The 20,335-nt window shown below is 46.7% G+C and carries 18 protein-coding genes; 9 read left to right on the top strand and 9 right to left on the bottom strand.

The genetic code is table 11. The features are described 5' to 3' along the window. The first annotated feature begins 265 nt into the window (after positions 1-265). Together Q1Q15_RS07410 and Q1Q15_RS07405 are read left to right on the top strand one after the other, a co-directional pair. The gene (locus Q1Q15_RS07410; RefSeq protein WP_300458095.1) at positions 266-2,080 is read left to right on the top strand and encodes an acyl-CoA dehydrogenase; all 1,815 of its coding nucleotides are present in this window, start codon (positions 266-268) and stop codon (positions 2,078-2,080) included. 177 nt (positions 2,081-2,257) lie between these two features. Beyond that, positions 2,258-3,325 (top strand): hypothetical protein, encoded by a 1,068-nt coding sequence (locus Q1Q15_RS07405; protein WP_300458093.1) that lies wholly within the window; start codon positions 2,258-2,260, stop codon positions 3,323-3,325. A 20-nt stretch (positions 3,326-3,345) separates the two neighbouring features. Here the strand turns inward: Q1Q15_RS07405 and Q1Q15_RS07400 are convergent, their stop codons facing one another. Continuing rightward, on the bottom strand, positions 3,346-4,005 hold the full coding sequence (locus Q1Q15_RS07400) for a transglutaminase-like domain-containing protein (protein ID WP_300458091.1): 660 nt from the start codon (positions 4,003-4,005) through the stop codon (positions 3,346-3,348). Between the two features lie 618 nt (positions 4,006-4,623). Between Q1Q15_RS07400 and Q1Q15_RS07395 the strand changes: the two genes are divergently transcribed. From Q1Q15_RS07395 to Q1Q15_RS07375, 5 genes are all read left to right on the top strand, one after another. After that, positions 4,624-7,917: a hypothetical protein gene (locus Q1Q15_RS07395; protein WP_300458090.1), complete on the top strand. Its 3,294-nt coding sequence runs from the start codon at positions 4,624-4,626 to the stop codon at positions 7,915-7,917. Positions 7,918-8,186: 269 nt separating this feature from the next. Beyond that, the gene (locus tag Q1Q15_RS07390; RefSeq protein WP_300458089.1) at positions 8,187-8,879 is read left to right on the top strand and encodes a DVU0298 family protein; all 693 of its coding nucleotides are present in this window, start codon (positions 8,187-8,189) and stop codon (positions 8,877-8,879) included. 87 nt (positions 8,880-8,966) lie between these two features. Continuing rightward, positions 8,967-9,200, top strand: a complete 234-nt coding sequence (locus Q1Q15_RS07385) for a hypothetical protein (RefSeq protein ID WP_300458088.1) — start codon at positions 8,967-8,969, stop codon at positions 9,198-9,200. Further along, a complete protein-coding gene (locus tag Q1Q15_RS07380) occupies positions 9,197-9,403 on the top strand; it encodes a ferredoxin (RefSeq protein WP_300458086.1) in 207 nt (68 codons plus the stop codon). The genes Q1Q15_RS07385 and Q1Q15_RS07380 overlap by 4 nt, the downstream gene beginning before the upstream one ends. Before the next feature lie 131 nt (positions 9,404-9,534). Then, positions 9,535-10,920 carry a sigma 54-interacting transcriptional regulator gene (locus tag Q1Q15_RS07375; RefSeq protein ID WP_300458085.1) on the top strand — a complete coding sequence of 462 codons (1,386 nt, stop codon included), beginning with the start codon at positions 9,535-9,537 and terminating at the stop codon, positions 10,918-10,920. Between the two features lie 44 nt (positions 10,921-10,964). On the opposite strand, the gene Q1Q15_RS07370 is transcribed toward Q1Q15_RS07375, so the two are convergent. Further along, the gene (locus Q1Q15_RS07370; RefSeq protein WP_300458084.1) at positions 10,965-11,198 is read right to left on the bottom strand and encodes a hypothetical protein; all 234 of its coding nucleotides are present in this window, start codon (positions 11,196-11,198) and stop codon (positions 10,965-10,967) included. A 168-nt stretch (positions 11,199-11,366) separates the two neighbouring features. Here Q1Q15_RS07370 and Q1Q15_RS07365 point away from each other — a divergent pair, with 168 nt between their 5' ends. Next, on the top strand, positions 11,367-12,038 hold the full coding sequence (locus tag Q1Q15_RS07365; RefSeq protein WP_300458083.1) for a 4Fe-4S binding protein: 672 nt from the start codon (positions 11,367-11,369) through the stop codon (positions 12,036-12,038). 63 nt (positions 12,039-12,101) lie between these two features. Here Q1Q15_RS07365 and Q1Q15_RS07360 read toward each other — a convergent pair whose 3' ends face one another. The 7 genes from Q1Q15_RS07360 to Q1Q15_RS07330 form a co-directional block, all read right to left on the bottom strand. Continuing rightward, a complete protein-coding gene (locus Q1Q15_RS07360; RefSeq protein ID WP_300458082.1) occupies positions 12,102-14,060 on the bottom strand; it encodes an FAD-dependent oxidoreductase in 1,959 nt (652 codons plus the stop codon). 68 nt (positions 14,061-14,128) lie between these two features. Beyond that, entirely contained in the window at positions 14,129-15,013 is an 885-nt protein-coding gene (locus Q1Q15_RS07355; RefSeq protein ID WP_300458080.1) for a transporter substrate-binding domain-containing protein, read from the bottom strand. A 72-nt stretch (positions 15,014-15,085) separates the two neighbouring features. Next, a complete protein-coding gene (locus tag Q1Q15_RS07350; RefSeq protein WP_300458078.1) occupies positions 15,086-15,850 on the bottom strand; it encodes an amino acid ABC transporter ATP-binding protein in 765 nt (254 codons plus the stop codon). Continuing rightward, positions 15,847-16,809: an amino acid ABC transporter permease gene (locus Q1Q15_RS07345; protein ID WP_300458076.1), complete on the bottom strand. Its 963-nt coding sequence runs from the start codon at positions 16,807-16,809 to the stop codon at positions 15,847-15,849. Before Q1Q15_RS07345 ends, Q1Q15_RS07350 begins: the two co-directional genes overlap by 4 nt. A 274-nt stretch (positions 16,810-17,083) precedes the next feature. Continuing rightward, entirely contained in the window at positions 17,084-17,734 is a 651-nt protein-coding gene (locus Q1Q15_RS07340; protein WP_300458075.1) for a TetR/AcrR family transcriptional regulator, read from the bottom strand. 109 nt (positions 17,735-17,843) lie between these two features. After that, positions 17,844-18,431 carry a YceI family protein gene (locus tag Q1Q15_RS07335; RefSeq protein ID WP_300458073.1) on the bottom strand — a complete coding sequence of 196 codons (588 nt, stop codon included), beginning with the start codon at positions 18,429-18,431 and terminating at the stop codon, positions 17,844-17,846. Between the two features lie 191 nt (positions 18,432-18,622). Next, positions 18,623-19,234: a ferric reductase-like transmembrane domain-containing protein gene (locus tag Q1Q15_RS07330; protein ID WP_300458071.1), complete on the bottom strand. Its 612-nt coding sequence runs from the start codon at positions 19,232-19,234 to the stop codon at positions 18,623-18,625. A gap of 199 nt (positions 19,235-19,433) precedes the next feature. Here Q1Q15_RS07330 and Q1Q15_RS07325 point away from each other — a divergent pair, with 199 nt between their 5' ends. Then, positions 19,434-20,327 carry an AlkA N-terminal domain-containing protein gene (locus Q1Q15_RS07325; RefSeq protein WP_300458069.1) on the top strand — a complete coding sequence of 298 codons (894 nt, stop codon included), beginning with the start codon at positions 19,434-19,436 and terminating at the stop codon, positions 20,325-20,327. The last annotated feature ends 8 nt before the right edge of the window (positions 20,328-20,335 follow it).

Below are 20,335 nucleotides of genomic sequence, written 5' to 3'. Positions count from 1 at the left end.
ACACATTAAAAGTTTCATGTAATGAATTAGTATTCATTTTTGAAAAACAGAGCAATACAGGAGATATTTTTTGATTTATGCCACATCATATTTTATATAACTTTCTATTTTCATTGTTCAATATTATTATTAAAAACCATAATCAAACTCATTTTGGAAGAAATATTATGGGGGATATATCAATGAGCATCAATTCATTATCTGACAACCCAAATTTTAAACATACATAAATTTTGCACCATAACTAGCAGGAGGATATCTAAAAATGACACAAGTTATTTCCGATCGAAGGGATATTGAGTTCGTTGTCCATGAACAGCTTGGAGCAGAAAAACTTTCCCGGCTTCATGATGATTTTGCTGATTTTAATAAAAAAACCATCAACCTTGTGATTTCAGAAGCCAAAAACTTTGCCGTCAAAGAATTGCTGCCCGCCAACAAAGAAGGGGATGAACAGGGATGCAAACTTAAGAACGGTAAGGTCACCACCCCGGAGTCATTCAAACGGCTGTATAAAATATTTAATGAGGGAGAGTGGCTTGCGGTTACCGAAGATCCGGAATGGGGCGGCCAGGGGATGCCAAGAACCGTTGCTGCTGCTGCAGCTGAATATTTCAATGGTGCAAACTTCCCCTTTATGATGTACCCCGGCCTCACCCAGGGCGCTGGTCACCTGGTAGAAAGCTTCGGTACCCAGGAACAAAAAGACATCTATCTTAAAAACATGTTCACCGGCAAATGGACCGGCACCATGCTCCTCACCGAGCCCGGTGCAGGATCTGATGTGGGGGCGCTGACCACCAAAGCCGTCAGAAATGATGACGGTACCTTTTCCATCATTGGTGAAAAAATATTCATTTCCGGCGGAGAGCATGACCTGGCTGAAAACATCATCCATCCGGTTCTGGCACGGATAGAAGGCGCGCCGGAAGGCACCAAGGGGATTTCCCTGTTTCTTGTTCCAAAATACCGGGTAAACCCGGACGGAACCCTGGGTGAATTCAACGATGTCATCTGTACGGGCATAGAACATAAGCTGGGTATCCATGGCAACAGTACCTGTTCCCTCTCCCTGGGTTCCAAGGGCCATTGCATTGGCACGCTCCTTGGTGAAGAAAACAAAGGCATGAAAGCCATGTTCCTGATGATGAACGAAGCAAGATGTCTGGTGGGATTCCAGGGCTTCGCCTGCGCCACAACAGCCTATATGTATGCCCTGGATTATGCCAGAAACAGGATCCAGGGCAAAGACATCCTTGAATTCATGAACCCGGAAGCCAAATCCGTCTCCATCATGCGACACCCGGATGTCAGGCGGCAGTTGATGATGATGAAGGTCTATGTAGAAGGCATGCGGTCGCTTCTTTATTTTGTTCAGTATTGTTCTGATATGGCCCGCCATGCGCCGACCCAGAAAGAAAAAGACAAATATCAGGGCTTTGTTGAAGTCTTGACCCCCATTGCCAAAGGATATGTCACCGACCGATCTTTTGAGGTCTGCAGCCAGGGCATGCAGGTATACGGCGGATACGGGTTTATTGAAGAGTATCCCATGGCGCAGCTCTTAAGAGATTGCAGAATTACACTGATTTATGAAGGCACCAATGGTATCCAGGCCATGGATCTCCTGGGAAGAAAACTCGGTCTTAACAAAGGCAAGCCCATCATGGATCTGTTTGTTGAAATGCAAAAGACTATCGCTGCTGCAAAAGCCTTGTCCGGGCTTGAAAAGCAGGCGGCCAAAGTAGAAGAAGCCATGAACAAACTGGCAGAAGTTGCCGTTCACATGGGTCAGACAGCCATGTCTGCGAAAGCCTTGAATGCCTTTGCCAATGCCCATCCTTTCCAGGATGCCACAGGGGATGTCACCATGGCATGGATGCTGCTCTGGAGAGCCACTATTGCCACTGAAAAACTTGAAACGGCTAAAAAGAAAGACAACTCTTTTTATGCGGGCATCATCAAATCCCTTCAGTTTTATGTGGATACCCAACTGCCCATAACCCTGGGCAGATTTAATGCCCTGATGAATACCAGCAGCGTTGCCGTGGATATGGATGACACCATGTTCCCCAGTTAAGACCCCTGCGGATTTAAACGATGCATTTTTACACCCGGGTGGCTGTTTTAACAGCCACCCGGGTGCTTTTTTTGTTCCGGGTCCCCTATTCTCATTCAGTGACAAAAATGCTATACTTGATCCATTTCGTATATGGAAATACCGATTTTTAACTTAACTTGGATGGAAAAGAGAAAGATGGAAAATTTTAAGGCCAATGGATTGCCATTGTTAATCGGAAGCCTCCCCATGGACAACCATGAAGAAGCAACACAACTGGTGCTTGACCACACCCCTGACATCCCGCTATGGATACAACTGCCGATTTACAGGGAAGAAGGGATGATTCATCAGTTTCTCGCCGGTCTTCCCGGGTTTATCGAAGGAAATGAAAAAAGCGTTCTGGATACCTCAACGCCTGAATTTGACGAAGAATTTATTGCTTATTTTGAAGACTACTTATCAGTATCCGAATCCGGAGCAGATTTAGGTGGCTCACGGTTTGCCCTTTCAGGCACACGAGGGAAAGGGTTTTTTGAATTTTTAAAACAGGTGGATGAGAAAGAAACACCGTTTGTTGCCCTGAAAGGCCAGGTGACAGGTCCCATCACGTTTGGAACCGCAGTAAAGGATGAACAGGGCAGAGATATTTTTTACAATGCCCAGCTAAAGGATGCCGCCATAAAAAAACTGGCCATGAATGCCCGATGGCAGGCCAGGGAGTTTTCAAAAAGAGGGGTGGTTCCCATTATTTTCATTGATGAACCGGCATTGGCCGGGTTTGGAACCTCCGCCTATATTACCATTACCAAAGAGGATGTGACCCAGAGCATTGAAGAAATTGTCCAGGAAATCCATGCTGAAAACGGTCTGGCCGGCGTCCATGTCTGTGCCAACACAGAATGGGATCTGCTTTTAGGATCAAATATAGATATTATCAGCTTTGATGCCTATTCCTTTTTTGATAAATTTATCCTTTACCCTGAAATGATTAAGGCCTACTTAGATCTCGGGAAACTACTTGCCTGGGGAATTGTTCCCACGGACAGCGCAGAGGTCATTGCCGCACAAACAACCCAGGGGCTGGTTAAACGGCTCCATGACCAGATGGATGCGGTATCCAATAAAACCGGCATCGATAAAAAGACCATCCTGTCCCAGGCTTTTATTACCCCCAGCTGCGGTACCGGTTCCCTGGATCTTGATGCAGCCAAAACCGTATTAAAATTGACCCGGGAGGTATCTGCGGCATTCAGACAAAACTAAGGACCGCAAATAAAATAGGATTAATTCTCTTCCAACGCTTCTGCTGAAAAGTCTTTGGAACGTCTTTCAAGATCTTCAAAATACAATGGATAGCACGCCATTGATTCGGCAAGAATGCGATCCCAGGGAAGGTCTGAAAATGTGCCGTGTTCCTTCACATATTCCATGTGCAGATTCCCTGATTTATCAAACGGATGGAAGATGGAATCCTTTGTTCCATCAAACTCCAGGGGCCTTACATTAAAATTCTGGCAAAGTTCCAAGTTAAATGCAGGGGTTGCCTTCACCCAGGTATTATTTAAAAACAACTCTGTATATCCGTGGTAAACGAAAATATCCGTTCCCATCAATTTCTTTAACCGTTTGGTGTTCAGATGATTTTTAACATCTGCAAATCCGAGTCTTGCGGGGATTTGCTGACTTCTGGCACAGGCGGCCAGAACGACTGCCTTGGCCACGCAATAGCCATTGCCTTTATTCAGGATTGCACTTGCCTTCATGGCCGCTTTTGAAGGATCGAGGCTGTAGGGATTGTATCGGATGCCGTCCCGGACGGCATAATAAAGATGAACCGCCTTTTCAATCTGGGGTTCAGCGGATTCACAATTCTGCCGGGCAAAGGCAATCACTGCCGGGTGATCACTATCAATATAGTCAGTAGGGGTAAGATATTTTTCCATGTTTTAGACCTGATTTAATTTTCATTACTCAACTTTATACTTGGAATCAGGCTTTCTTTATGGCGCTTTTTACCCGTCTGGTCATGAAATAGTATAAAACCACCATAAAAAAGGCTTGACTCCGTCCATTACGGAGTTGTTCATATAAATCTGAGTTCATTACTACGCTGTCTCTTTTGTACAGTTTTCTAAGCCAAAAAGCGACTATTTTATCAAAACGATACCTTCGGGTATTTATATATCCGCTTTGTATCTAGTACCACAACCTTTAATTCCATCACCCGGTTGTTCTATACAGTCAAAGGTCTTCCAGTGTATGTCCATTTAAAAACCTTTGCTGCTGTGTTATTTAAAAATTCATTTTTTGATTGATTTGGAGCATAAATTCACAACATTCGGGGTTGGTTTTAACTTCGCCCACTTACTTATTTTAAAACCATTAAGCGACACTATTTACAATAGTATCAGTTAGATACATTTATACTGAACTCAATATATATTCAGGTGGTCCAAATTAGACCCCCTCCTCTTTTCAAGAACTTGATTTTTTTCTTGTCTTAACTTTGCCACCTTGATACAGCAGCAGACAAAACAAAGTCTTTAGAGAGAGGGTATGACATGAATGCCGGTCTAAAATCCATTTTGACACTTCTGTTCACTCTGGTTTTCTTAATTTGCGGGGTGGTCTGTCCGTCATCAATCCTTTGGGCTGCAGACAGTGAAACACTTGAAGAGATCAAAATCAACTGGCAGATCAAAGCCAAGGCCAATCGATCCTGGTCGAACGAGAGTGCCCGCGATGATGGAACGGTTTATGCCCGCTATAACGGCAACGATACCTTTACATTGAATCTGAGTGGTACCGCCACTTTGACCAAAACCGGAACATCCTATGAAGGCTACCCTTATTATCAATCGACGACGGACAATGGATATGGCAGGAGTTGCAGCGGGGGCGGAACCTACGATATCTGGTATCTGAATGAACTGGAAAAATGGACCCCGGAAGAAGGTTATGTAACCAGAGATTTTGAGAGCACTACAGTAGAAACCTGGTCCTATCGCTGGCCCGGGGAGGAGCATGAAGGTGCCGGTGACAACCCTGTTGGCTGGCTGGTTATCCTTCCTCCGGAATCGGCGAACGACCTGCCCCGTTACCGGATATCCCTGGAACCCTTCTTTTTTATCACACATGATACTGCGGATGACTATTTTGAAACCACCGGTACCAGCGAGCGACATTGGGAGAATTGGGACGGCAGCCATTCTGATTCTGAGCAGCTGGGAGACCATGCCGGACACAATGCGCCAGGACAGGCAGAACAGGCCTGGTATGACAAAATGTATAACACCCCTGAAGGGACTATCGCAGAGGGTGATCTAAATTTTACCGCTGGGGAATACCGGGGGCAGACAACGGTTAAGCATATTTTTGAGGATGATGAGGGTAATTCCTCCATCGAAATCATTATTGAAATAAACCGGCCGGTAGTGGCCAGGGAGATACAGCCCAACCAGGTCCTGGGACGTTATGCGTATCGGGACGATTCTGATTATGAACCCGCCACTGATTTTGCGGCAGGCAAAGATACAGTGATCCAGGTTTTTCTGCCGGATGATGTCAAGGCTGAAGAACAGTCTGATGCAAAAGTCGAAGTTTACCGGGACGGCAACAAAATTGCCACCTTAACCAGTTTTAAAAAAGACATTTCAAACAATGCCTTGATTTTCATTCCGCCCAGCCCCTCCAGCTGTGGAAACTGGCAGGCAGGAACCTATAAGTTTGTAGCCACTCTGGGTGATTCCGAAGAGGATTTGGCTCTGGAAAATATAAAATTCCAGAAACAACGCAAACTTAAGGTTTTGGCCGTACCGGTAAAGGTCAACTATGAGGGAACAATTGAAACACCCGGGAACCAGTGGAAAGATGGGGGAACCTTCATGCGACGGGTTTATCCTGTTGCCGCAAATGATTTCACCTATCGGCAGTGCAGTCTTTTTGATGCCACCAGTTATGACATTACCACCGACGATGGCCAGTATAGACTCTGGAAAACACTGGCTTTCATGCAGAGGATCAATGGGCCTTATGACCAGATCATCGGCTTTATTGAAAAAGGGATTCCGCTTCCAGATGGGGATATTATGCAGGGCTATACCTTTGGTGCTCCAGTAAGTATCGTGGTCAATTCCGATCAGGATATGCAGGCAACCGTTGCCCATGAGGTCGCCCATACCTATGAAATCGGCGATGAATATCTGGGGGGAGCCTATCACCTGAGCCTAAATGTACCGCCCCTGGGGTATCAGGGTACGGATTGGGATGATGCCGAGAAAACCGTGACCGCCACTGACCCTAATGTGTTACCCTATCCGGGGGCAGAAGGCGTTCTGATCTCAAAAAATTTATATCCTTATGATACCGGTGGTCGAGGCCTGCTGACAGACTCCCTTGGTTTCATGGGCAGAAATGCTGCTCAAGCCAAAAACTGGATTACCCCAAGTATTTGGCAGCATTTGCTCCGCTCTTTGAGTTCCTTAAGTTCACCGGCATCAGTTTTACCGAGCCGGGTATCACAGGACCTAACCGGGGGAATCCGTGTGATAGAGGCGTATGGCTGGGTCAGCAGTAATGATGAGGTAAAAATCACGCTCCCCTGGCCCAGCTATATGACAACTGAAGCATTTGTAATGCAATCCGGCAGTTACACGATCCAGGCTCTGAATGCAGCGGGTGAAATATTAGCCAGCAACGGGTTTACGCCTGCGTCATTTGTCCATTCCAATCCGCCGCGGCTACTGGACCCGGCCCCTCTTAGGAATGTGAGGGTTCCTTTCCCTGAAGGAACCGCCAGGTTTATAATCCTGGATCAAAACAATACCACCCTTGCTGAATATGCGGTCAGTACCAATGCCCCCACTGTTGATAATACCAGCCTGACGCTCACCTCAGACCAGAGTCTGGAAGGCATTCAAACCATCACCTGGGAGGGATCAGATGAAGATGGAGATGGTCTGTTTTACACCATTGAATACACTCCTAACGGTTTGGACTGGGTATTACTTGCTTCAGATCTAAGGGGCCGGCAATGGACCCAGGACTTCGACCTGTTGCCAGGCGGTGAAACGGCCCGGATCAGGGTTACCGCCAGTGACGGGTTTAACACCAGTTTGCCGATGGTCAGCAGTGTCTTCCGGGTACCAACAAAAGGGCCGGAAGTTTATATTGAGGCACCGGAATCGGGTTCAAGTTTTTCAACTGCACTAGGCGGCGTGGTATTGCAAGGATCAGCATATGATCCGCAGGAAGGCCAGATTTTTGATGATAACCAGCTTGTCTGGACTTCCGACCGGGTTGATTCGGCGATAGGCTTTGGTCCTGCAGTGTATACGGATGTCCTGGGTGAAGGAGAGCATAAAATTACACTGACCGCCTGTAACAGCTATAAACAGTGCAGTTCTCAAAGCGTCACCGTAAACATCAATTCACTGCCGCCCGCCATATATACGGTGACGCTGCAAGCCAGGCCTTCTGCCGGCGGATCAATAAACGGTGCCAGTATCTATGATGCAGGGGTCACAGTGAAAGTGGAAGCATCACCAAATGAGGGCTACACCTTTGTAAACTGGACAGAAGATGACCATGAGGTAAGCCAGGCCCCCTGCTATTTATTTGTCATAACCGCCAATAGAAATCTTACCGCCAATTTTCGTCTAAGTAACCCAATCACAGGAGGGGGTGATGTAAACGGTGACGGAGATTTAAACCTGTCGGATCTCATTCTCACACTTCAGTCAGTCGCCAGGTTCAATAATCTGAACATGGAAATAACGAGGGCAGCTGATGTTAATGGTGATGAAAAAATAGGATTGGAAGAGGCTGTCTATATTCTCCGGCTCATGGCCGAATGAGATTTAGGTACCCCTTTGTTGGGCGAAGCCGCTGTGCGGCAGAAAAAACAAAATTGGTGTATAATTCCTAGCTGTGTCCAAAATCGGATACAATAATTTTGGTTGTGGTACTAGATACAAAATTGTCCCATTTCATGAGACAGACCCGCCAATGATTTCCCCGGCCGCCCCTTGTCCCGGCTCTCAAAAAGGGCATTACCACAACTGGCATACTATATGCTTATATCAATAAGTAACTTCTTACCCTTAAATGAAAAAGGGATTGTAACATGACAAAACCATATGGAAGACAGACAAAACAACGAGTGGAAAAAATTCTTCTGGGTGCCCATCGAGAGACTGCCCTGGAGATGTTAAGACAAATTCCCAATGAGCAATTGGTCGGGCATCTTTTTTCCCACTTTTATCATAAAGACGAACGGGTTAAATTCCGGAGTATTGCCGCAATGGGCGACCTTGGATCTCGCATGGGAAAAACCCATATTGAAAAAGCACGGATTGTGCTGAGACGTATCATGTGGAACCTGAATGATGAATCCGGCGGCATTGGATGGGGTTCTCCGGAAGCCATGGGTGAAATTCTCTGCCAAAGCCCGGAACTGGCCCTGGAATTCAAATCCATACTTTTTTCATACCTTGATCCGGATGGTAATTATATTGAACATGAGATGCTTCAAAGGGGTGTTTTATGGGGTATTGGCACCTACCTCGAATCAGCACCCGGGGACCTGGATGAAAAAAGCAAAGGCCTGCTTTATGGCTTTTTGCATTCGCCTGATCCCATCAAAAGAGGATATGCCGTCCGGGCACTGTTCAATGCCAATAGTTTAGATTGCGGTCTGGTACCTGAAAATATTGTCACAGATGCGAACCGGATTGACATCTTCACAGGGTGGAATTTTGTAACCACCCGCATTTCAGATATGTCCCTGACGTGTGAAAGGCCCAGAGCATTTGCATGATTTATAATATGGCAGTTCAAATAAAGATCCTCTTCAAAGCTGAATCAGCCGGATGCATGTAAACCGAACATTAAAAATGGTGAGGCCATGATGAAAAAAAAATGTGATATTAATCTTGTTCGAACCATTGACCTTGCCCACCAAATGATCGAACTTGCCCAGACGGGGTATGAGCAGCGGGAAGACCCCTCATGTGGTGTGCTTTACGGCATTCTGCTGGATTCCGGTTACCGGCTTCTTGATCTTGCGCAGAAAGAAACGCATGCCCATAGGCAAAAAGGCTGGTGGGATCATTCAATAAGAAAGGAGGCCCTCGAATGAAAAACGATCTATGTTCCATAAAATCCCCTGTTGTTGATTTAAGCGGTTGTATTCTTTGTGAAATCTGTGTGGAACTGGCACCCCATGCATTTGAGATCAATGATGCCGGCTTTGTTGATGTGCTTGCCCTTGACGATTACTCTGATGATGATATCCATGAAGCCGTAAAAAATTGCCCCAAAGACTGTATTACCTGGGAATAAAGTTCAAGGGACTCAGGATAAGTATTTTACGGCCCCATTAAAAAAACATTGCACCTGATACACAAATGTGTCATTTACTTTGTCAGTATCTGAAATCACGCTTTGTATTTTTTTATTTGGGAAATGACACGATGACTGAGTTGACACATACCCTGCTCGACCCTGATAACCTGAATCTTATTCTCGACAACCTGAAACTGGGAATCATTGCCCATACGCCGAATAGAATCATTACGGTTTTTAATAAAGAAGCAGAAAGAATTACCGGATATTTAAAAGAAGAGGTTCTTGGAAAAGACTGCCATATGGTATTTCAAGCCCCTTTTTGCGGGGAAAAATGTTCTTTTTGCGATGGCCCGCCCGAATTTCCTTTCGGCACTAAGGAATATCCGTTAAACATTATTACAAAAGACGGTTCCACCCGTCAACTCGAGATGACCGTCTCGGCCATCATTGGTCAGGATTTTGTATTCAAGGGCGTATTGGCATCTTTCAAAGATGTCACTGAATCGTTTAACCTGTCGTTAAAAGCTGAAAAAATTTCAAGTTTTGCCGGCATCATTGGTAAAGATAAAGCCATGCAGGATATTTTCCGGCAGATCCGGGATGTGGCCCTTTATAATTACCCGGTGCATGTTTCAGGTGATACCGGAACAGGGAAGGAGCGGGTCGCCTGCGCTATTCATGACATCAGTTCCTATGGCAACGGTGCGTTTGTCCCGGTAAATTGCGGTGCCATCCCTGAAGGCATTGTGGAAAGTGAATTGTTCGGACATGTCAAAGGGGCCTTTACCGGGGCCATAAAAGAGAGAAAAGGACGATTTGAGCTCGCCCATAAAGGCACTCTGTTTCTGGATGAAGTGGCGGACCTGCCTTTAAAAACCCAGGTAAAGCTGTTAAGATTTTTACAGGAAGGCACTTTTGAAAAAGTGGGCGGCGAAAAAAAGATATCTGTGGATGTCAGGATTATCAGTGCCTCCAATAAAAATCTCAAAGATGAAGTCAAGGCGGGCACATTCAGGGAAGACCTTTATTACCGGTTGAATGTCATCCCCATCCATCTGCCGCCCTTAAGGCAGCGAAAAAACGACATTCCCCTGCTGGCTGCCCATTTTCTAAAGGAAGCGGAACAGGAAAGCAACAATCCGGTGCCCGAGCTTACCAGTGAGGCCCTGGCCGTGATGCTGGATTATCATTGGCCGGGAAATGTTCGGGAATTAAAAAATATCATCCAGTTTTCCGTGGTGCGCTCAAGAGACAATAAAATTCTGCCATCAGATCTTCCCCGGGAAATCACCCGGGACGCATCGGTTCCCATGAGGCCATCAGACAGGCCGATACCCTCGGAACCCCTCCCGGTCAAAGGCAAACTGAATATTGAATCGGTTAAGGCAGCCATTAAAAAAACCGGCGGCAACAAATCCAAGGCGGCCCGGGTGCTGGGTGTTGGAAGGGCAACCCTTTACCGGTTTCTTGACCAGAATGGAGACATTAAAACCTATGCGGATCAATTTTGATGATGCAGCGTCTGTTCGTATCCGCCATCCCGCTCAGCTGAAAATCATGGAGGGCCTGCCATTGGTCCTGGCGCCCCCCTTCCCGTGCTTTCTGTTTCAATCAAATTGTTTACCGTATATCCGATGTCAAATATCTCATGACAGGAAGGACAGATAAACAGCCATTTCACCGTCTCACCGACCTGTTTCAGCATGGTATGAAATCCGTCCGTGTAACCGCATGCCGGGCAGACCCTGAACGTCCCTTCAAAGACCACAGAATTTATTTTTTTTGCCATTTCGTTTCCTCCGGTTGAGATGAATAATCAAAAAAAAATTGACACATTGAACATGTTCAGCCATAAAAAGACCGACAGCGTATTTTTGATTAACAATACAGCAATTTTATTCCTCAAACAAGCGGTCACAGGGTTGATTTAGCCGGAAAAAAAAGAAAGGGATCAACAGTGGATAAAAAAAAAATCATATTGGGCTTGACAGAGAACAGCGGAAACCAGGCCATTAAACAAAAGGCGTTCCAGCTTATTGGAAACATCAGGTGGGTGGGGTTTTCAACAATAGGGATAAACGAAACAACCCCTTCAAATAGAATCTTTGATTTAAACCTGCTGGACGATGGCCATCTATATTTTGGTACGGCTGTGGGAAAACCGGTTTATGATGAATTAATGAAAAATCCAAATGCAGCGGTGACCGGCACAACCGAAGACTGGCTGATGGTTAAATTATCCGGAGAAGTATCAAGAACTCATTCCATCGAAATAATGAACAAATTTTACGCGGTAAATCCCGGGACAAAAGCCTTGTATGCAAAAGCACCTGACGCGTTCAAATTATTTTATTTTGCAAAAGGGCATGGTGAATTGCTTCACCTGTATAAACCGAACAAAATCATAAGATTTCGATTTGGATTTGGCGGCATTGCCCCTCCCCCAAACCGTTACGCCATAAATTCGGACTGCAATTCCTGCGGTGCATGTGCGGAGCGCTGTACGACAGAAGCCATCACTCCCGGCGACAGATACGCAATTGATCCGAAACATTGCCTGGAATGCGGGGCATGTTATGACACCTGTCCGGTGAATGCCATAACAAAATACGATGGCAGGGGTGCTTAATCCATGGCAATCCCGATTACCGGCAATGCACCGGCAATCGGGGGAGATGCGTTTGCGAGTCCCTTAAATGTTCAGTGCGGCAAAGTGACCGCCGTGAACGGATTCCAGGACAGTGGCCGGTTTTACACAATCTCCGATCACGGTATACTTGCAATCACACTCCCTCAGGGAATCCACCAATTCTGTTCTGGCCTCAAAACCGGCAGCAATAATAATGGTATCGGCTTTAAATTCGGTTTTGTTGCCATCCACGGTTTCAACAACCACCCCTTCATCGTTGATTTCCCTGCAAATGGTATGCGTAACCGTTTTTAACCGTTTTTCTTTTTCCAGTTCCACCATCAAGGCACGCCAGTATAGATACGTGCCTTCCATTGCCAGGCGGTCCTTCATTTCCAGGACAGTGACATCTTTGCCCTGCCGGGCCAAATGCAGTCCTTCCTCACACCCTGCCAGTCCGCCGCCGACAATGACCACCGTTTGTCCGACTGCAGGGCGATGACGGGCCATCTCCCCTGCCATGAGCACCTTTTGGTTGTCTATCCCCGGTATACGGGGTGTAATGGGTTTTGCACCAACGGCAATAATTAACATACCCGGGTTGATCTGTTTGACAAGATCCACGGTTACGTCAGTGTTGAACACCACTTTAACCGTGCTGTTCTGCACGGTTTGGATCAGGTATTGAGTAAATTTTTTCAGGTCGGCCTTGAAATCCGGAGCGGTGGCATATCTCAATTCCCCCCCCAGGGCATCGGTTTTTTCAAACAGCAAAACATCATGCCCCCTGTCCGCTGCTGTGATGGCTGCCTGCATCCCGCCGGGGCCACCGCCGATGATCATGACTTTTTCCGGCTCCAGGGGGTCCCGGCGATACAATTGGTCCAGTTCCCGGCCAAAATCCGGGTTTACCGTACACCGATTCACCCGGGTGGCATATTTAATATAGGGAACAAAAATTGAACTGATACAATTATTGCAGCGAATGCACGGCCGTATCCCTTGAGGATTTCCCGACCGAATTTTTTCCGGCAAAAAAGGATCTGCTGAAAGCGCTCTTCCCAGGGCAACAATATCGGCTTTGCCGGTGGCAAGGATATCCTCTATATCCTCGGCACTGTTGATTCCCCCCACCGTGGCAACCGGCGTCTTCACCGCTTTTTTAATGGCTTCGGCCAGAAAGACATTACAGCCATGGGGCAGGAACACGCCCGGAAACATTCTTAACCCGGCATCCGGGTCGTGAAAAGAGGTGGCGGACACATGAATGATATCGACCTTGCCGTCCAGCAATCTGGCAAATTCAACGGTATCTTCCAGGGTAAATCCCCCTTCAATAAACTCAGAGCCGCTCATGCGGAATTCAATGGGAAACTTTGGGCCGCACTTTTTTCGAATATTTTCAACCACCATCAGGGAAATTCGCGCCCTGTTTTCAATACTGCCGCCAAACCGGTCTGTTCTCTGGTTGTGAATCGGGGATAAAAAATTGGAGAGCAGCCAGCCGTGCCCCCCATGGATCATGACCATGTCCGCACCACCGAGCTGGGCCATTTCCGCTGAATCCCCATAGGATTCAACGGTTTGCGAAATCATATCTTCATCCATTTCAATAATCCGGGCCCCATAGACATTCATCCCTTCACTGGGACCATATACCCTGCCATCTTGACAGAACTGAGGATGGGACCTGACCCCGCAATGCAGCAGCTCGGCCGAAGCAATGGCACCGTGTGCCTTAATGGCATCTGTGGTTTGAATCAACCCCGGCAGCACAAATTCATCATACAAGGGAATAACCAGGGCATGGGCCCGTCCGGTGGACCGACTAACATAGCCTTCCCCGATCGTGACAATACCGGCCCCCCCTTTTGCCTTCATTCCGTATAGAGCGGCATGGGCATCGGTCAGGTAGCCTTCCCGGGTTAAATCAGAAACACTTACCGGTGCTGCTTCTATTCGATTCTTTGCGGTTAAGGCACCCACCTTTATCGGACGGAATATATGTGTGGCGTTTTCCATAAATCATTTTCCCTGCAGTCCTGCTTTTTTTTATCGGAACAATCGTCGGCCCTTCCAATACTTAATCGTTACTCAGTTGCCAGGTTTAATCCGGGTTTGGTAATCGATTGTCCCAGGCCGTATTTGTCTGCGATCTGTTTTAACCGGCCGCTGGCATACAGCTCATTTACAGCGGCCAGAATGGCTTTGTCCAGTCCGGGAACCGTCTTGGTTACCAGAAAGCCAATGGGCTCGGACATATACCCGGATGCCACCATTTTCCAAGGTTGTAAACCCGATGAAATGGCCCATCCAGACTGTTCTGTGGAAACAATAATGGCGGGAACACGGCCGGATTTCATGGCCAGGTCAGTGGCAGGAACCGTGGGGTATTCTTTGACCTGGATCGGTTTTTTACCCCTGGCAACACATTTGTCGGACAGGTCATGGCCGACGTTAACCGTTGAGGTGCCGATACAGGTGCCGATAGTTTGGCCGCAAAGGTCATCAATGCCGTTAAATTTTTCAGCATTTTTCGTTTCAACAACCACGGCATTGGAAGACGTGGAAAAATCAACAAAATTACCATTATTCTGGCGTTTGATTCTGTCGCTGATGCCGGCAGCCCCCACTTCATGTCGGCCGGAACCAATGCCGGTAATAAGGCCTTCCCATTTAATATCGGAAATATTCCATTCCACGCCCAGGATTTTACCAATGGCCTGTCCAACTTCCACTTCAAATCCCCTGGCTTCAATGGTGCCGGCATCCAGCCAGCCATAGGGGGCATAATCCAGGGGGGTGGCCACACGGATCACGCCGGCCTTTTTTATTTTTTCCGGAAGCAGATCCCTGGGGGATGTTGCAAAGGCCAGGCCACTGATGCCAAAAACCATGATGGCAATCGATACATAATAAATAATGGCTGAACAAGCGCGTGTCTTGCCGTCAAAATCCTTAACATTGTGTTTCATTAAACGTTCTCCCTTTTGAATTAAATTGATAAAATGTATATCATCCGGCCGTTATCTGTATCATCGACCCGATTATCGTACGCTTCTGAGAAATTCAGCTGTCCGTTTGTGTTTCGGGTGACCCAGCACCTCATGGGCCGGACCGCTTTCGATGATCCGCCCACTCTCCATAATAACAATGATATCGGCTACATCCCGGGCAAAACCGACCTCGTGGGTGACCACCATCATTGTTATGCCCTGGTTGGCCAGGTCTTTCATGGTCTGGAGGACTTCGCCCACAAGCTCGGGGTCAAGGGCAGAGGTTGGTTCATCAAACAAAATGACCTTTGGATTCATGTTCAGGGCCCGGGCAATGGCAACGCGCTGCTGCTGCCCCCCCGACATCTGGGCCGGATACTTGTTTTTCTGGTCGGTCAGCCCCACTTGTTTCAATAGTTTTTCAGCCTCAAGAATCGCTTCTGACTTTGACAGACCCAGCACATGAACCGGTCCCTCAATAACATTTTCAAGGGCAGTCAAATGCGGGAACAGGTTAAATTGTTGAAACACAACACCAATATTCCGTCTCGTACGGGCGATCTGCTTTGATGAGGATTCGTGCAGCTTCCCATTGTGGAAATGGTAGCCCATAATCGTACCGTCCACGGAAACATGTCCGGTATCTATTTTTTCAAAATGACAGATGCAGCGAAGAAGGGTGCTTTTTCCGGCACCGGAAGGCCCCAGGACACAGACAACCTGACCCTGGTCGATGTCCAGGTCCACGTCATCCAGAACACGGTGACCGTTAAATGCCTTGCTCAACCCGCGGATGGAAATGATATGATCACTCATACGGTTCTCCCGGGTTTAAGGACATTGACTCCCAGACGACGCCAGAAGGGTCTGGGGTCATACCCTGGTGTATCCTGGGCCAGGGATCGTTCCAGGTAATACTGGCCGATACTGGCGATGGAAACCAGGAAGAGATACCAGAAGGAGGCAATGATCAACAGGGCCATGACTTCATAATTCTGGGAATAAAGACTTTGGGTCCGTGTGAGAAGATCACCACCACCAATCACTGCAACCAGGGAACTGGCTTTCAGCATGGTAATCAACTGGTTGCCGGTGGGGGGAATAATCACACGGATAATCTGCGGCAAAATAATCCGCTGCTGGGCCTTGCCCCGCGTCATCCCGATACTCAAGGCGGCCTCCATCTGCCCTTTGCCGACACTGTACAGCCCGCCACGGACAATTTCAGCCATATACCCGGCCTCATGCAATCCCAGGCCGAGCAAGGCAGCCATAAACGGTGAAATGGCACGATTGGTATCAATACCCCACCAAAAATCCTTCCAGGGAATGCCAATGCCAAGCGTTGGAAACAGCAGCGCCAGATTAAACCAGAACACCAGTTGCACAAGAAGCGGGGTTCCCCGAAAAAACCAGATGTACGCCTTTGCAGATAATGCAATCGTCTGATTATACGACTGCTGCATGAGGGCAATAACAATGCCCAGAACAACCGCAATGGACTGACTGAATACGGTTAAAAGGAGGGTTGTCTTGATGCCGTCCATGATCGCCGGTGCAAAAAAGAATTCACCCACCACGTTCCAGTGCAGATTGGGGTTCACCATCAGGGAATAGGCCAGGGCCAGCAGCAGGCACCCAATGATGACCGTCAGCACAACTTCACCCCAGCGACGCCGCGCCACGGCCACAACCCTTCCATTGGCATCCACAGGGACTCTTTTTTCTAACCCCTTTTTTGCCCCGCTGTTTTTGCCGGCCGCATCTGAAACCATCCATCAACCCTCTTTTTTTCTGTACCCTTTCCAGTTCATCCCGGGCGGATTACCGCCTGTCAATGCCGTGCCATTACATGGTTATCCAGGGGATAATTTTATGCCACTGAACGCGTTCAATATGAAGGGTCTTCTTTTTCCTGTCAAGTATTTTCTGGCGGGATAAATTTTTTCGGTTCCGGGGTCAGCATCTGTCATGCCAAGGCTTGAACAAAAAAATACCTTGGGTTTCCAATTGAGTTCACACCGTGAATAAAGACCGCTTTATTATCTGCTAGACCATTTTTTTTAATATCTGTTTTTTTTCTGCGCGGAGAATCTTTTTGACAATCTGTCTGGACACTTGACAGGTTGTTGCGATGGATTGTTTATCCGTGACAAATCTGTCCACGGACGATCGAAAAATAAAATCAGGGATATCATCTTCCTCAATCTTTTGAAGGAGCCCCCTTTCTTTGCTCAGTGTCAATGACCTCTCAATGCTGACCGGGAGATAGTTAAAATAAAAATCAATATAATCATCATTATTATTCAGGTTTAACTTTTTTACCAGCTCAATTGAGCTTCTCATCCCGGAAAGTTCTATGGCTTCCGTATAAATATCACTATCCAGTGTTTCAAGATAAAAATCCCTGTACCATGACCACCAGACATATCGATTCAGACGAATGAGCACAGCCGTATACAGCATCGGGTCCTCATGCAGGTTTACATATTCCCGGACAATATCCTGCAGCACCCGAAACTGTTCAAGAATAATTTTCACCGCAATGTGTCTTTTCGCTGAAAAATGGTAAATCACCAGACCAATACTGATGCCCGTGTGTTCTGCAATCTTTCGAATCGTTGTTTTTTTATACCCTTCCCTTAAAAAAAGATCTTTTGCAACCTTGTACAAAGTTTCAATTGTTTCTGTATTGTCCATGGCAATACCATATCACAAAATAGACGGCAGGAGAAATATTGGAAGCAAAAAGAAAGCGCTATACCGCTTCCCGCAGAAAAATTTCAATCCCCTTGTTGGTCGTGCCCGGTTATTTCTCTGTCAGCGCCTCCATGGCAAGTTCCACCTCGACATCACTGCCAACCACGCCCATTTTCAGGAATTTACCATTTCCCACGTTGTACGCGAGCCGGGGAATCGTAAACACTGACTGGAACCCACCGACGTTTTTCTTTTTATCAAACGGGTGGGACCGGGGGTGAAAAAACTGAAATTCAATCTTTATCGTTTTTGTCACATCCTTAATGGTCATCCTGCCTTCCAGGGCATAACGATTGTCTGTCAAATGAGAAATTTTAGAGGATTTAAATGTCATTTCAGGAAAGTTATCCGCATCAAAAAAATCTTTGGATCGCAGATGATTGTCCCGTTTGCCATTGTTTGTGTCGACACTGTTAACAGCGACGGTAAAATCAAATTTCCCTGTATCAGGATTTTCCGGATCAAATATCACATCGCCTTTAAATTCAGTAAAGTATCCGGAAACAGTGGTAAGGATATGCTTGATTTTAAACCGGATTTCAGAATGATCCGCATCTATATGCCATTGAGATGCAGAGACCTGTGACGAGACACAACACACGATAATGACCATCAAAACTCTAAATAATGCTTTCATTGGATTTCTCCTTGGGTTTTACGGGTTGATAAACCGAATTACCGATCTTTGGTAAAACAACACCATACAAAAAGCGTGACCTCTCCCATTAAAGCGAAAGAGCAAAAGTTGAGCCGACAAAAAATTTTGTCCGGTTCCTTAAACTAAGACAGCCATTGCCTGCTGTAAACCCAGGATAAAATAAGGAGGCATCACTTGAAAAACTTTCGAATCATCAAACAGACGACGATTACCGCACAGACACTTGCGGCATAAAAGGGAACACCGGATTCAAAGGTCCGGCTCACATTGAAGACATGGACAAACACCAGCAAAAAGAGAACCGGTGCCATTCGTTTATGCATCCCCCGCCACGTCTTGTAGGTTATGCCAAGTGGCTTCTGCCAGTGGGAGACCCCAACAAACAGTAGCACCAGCACCAAGAGGAACACACCGACAAACTCAGGCCAGTATTTGGATTCCAGCGGGAATAAAACAAAATGATCTGCCCCCAATATCAGCACCGGATGAATCAGGGCAACGATCAAAAGGATTACCCCGTTAATTCTGTGATAGTGAACTAGTTTTTTAAGACCCCAAAGTTGATCCAGTGCTGAAAACCGTCCGACCAATATCAATTGGAAAACCATGAGCAGTGCCGCAACGATGCCCAGGATCTTACCGGTTCTGAGCATGAGTTTATCCATACCGGTTTTATAATAGATGGATGCAGATTCAAAATAAAAGGGTATGGTACAGGCCCCCCCTAAAACAGCAATCAAAATGAAAAGCGTCATCCATTTAAAAAAACAGGTCTTGTTCATTCGGGCACCTATATGAAAATTTAAAAATTCAATTTGACACCATCGGCATATTCCTTAATTTAAGGGTTTACGCATCAATGTAAAGGGCATATGCGTTCCGTTCAGCAGCCAATCCGGGAAACCCGGGCGGAGCAATGGCGCTTCAACGGACAAACGGAAAAAACCGTCCGTCAATCTTTATTGAAAAGATGAAACCCTGATGAAAAAAAACAGCACCGACAACACCCCACCGCTTTTATTGAACTACAAAAAGCCCTTTGACTTTAACCACCTGATTGCCTTCATGAAGCCAAGGGCAATGGAAGGCGTAGAAATTGTCACCGATATCAGCTATGCCAGGACATTCAGAATCGATGGGACAAAAGGATTCTTTATCGTCACAGACAACCCGGAACAGGCTGCCCTGGAACTTAAAATTATTTGCAGCGACACAACCTGCCACACAAAAATCATTAAACGGGTTCGTAAGATGTTTGATCTGGATACTGATTTTACGTTGATCAACCAAAGATTTCAAAAAGACAAGCACTTATCCAAAGGGATGGAGACCGGTCATGTTCCACGCCTGCCCATGGCATTTTATCCGTTTGAATTTGTCGTAAGGGCTATCCTGGGGCAGCAGATATCTGTAAAAGCTGCGACAACATTGGCCGCAAGAGTGGCCAGAAAGGCGGCCTTGAACAGCGACGATTGGTTTCCCCCCGGACTGGATTATTTTTTTCCGGATCCATCGGAAATATTAAAAACAGGGCTTGATGGGCTGGGCATCACTAAAATCCGTCAGGCAACCATCAAAACAGCTGCCCAGGGCATTCTTGATCAGCAGTTTACGCTCACACCCCATCAGCCCTTTGAAACATTTCAGAAAAATTTCTCGGCATTAAAGGGCATCGGGGACTGGACGGTTAACTACGTTGCCATGCGGGGACTGGGAATGATCGACAGCTTTCCGGCAACTGACTTGGGCATCATCAAAGCACTTACAAGCAACGAAAATCCGCCGTCAAAAAAGCAGGTGATGGCTATGGCTGAAAGCTGGCGCCCCTACAGGGCCTATGCAACCTTGTGTCTGTGGAATGTTAAACATAGGTGATCAACAAA

Origin of the sequence: Desulfobacula sp. (assembly GCF_030145145.1) — a bacterium.
Taxonomy (GTDB): domain Bacteria; phylum Desulfobacterota; class Desulfobacteria; order Desulfobacterales; family Desulfobacteraceae; genus Desulfobacula.
Note: the sequence above shows the minus strand (reverse complement) of the source record. Positions and strands in the feature narration are given on the sequence as shown.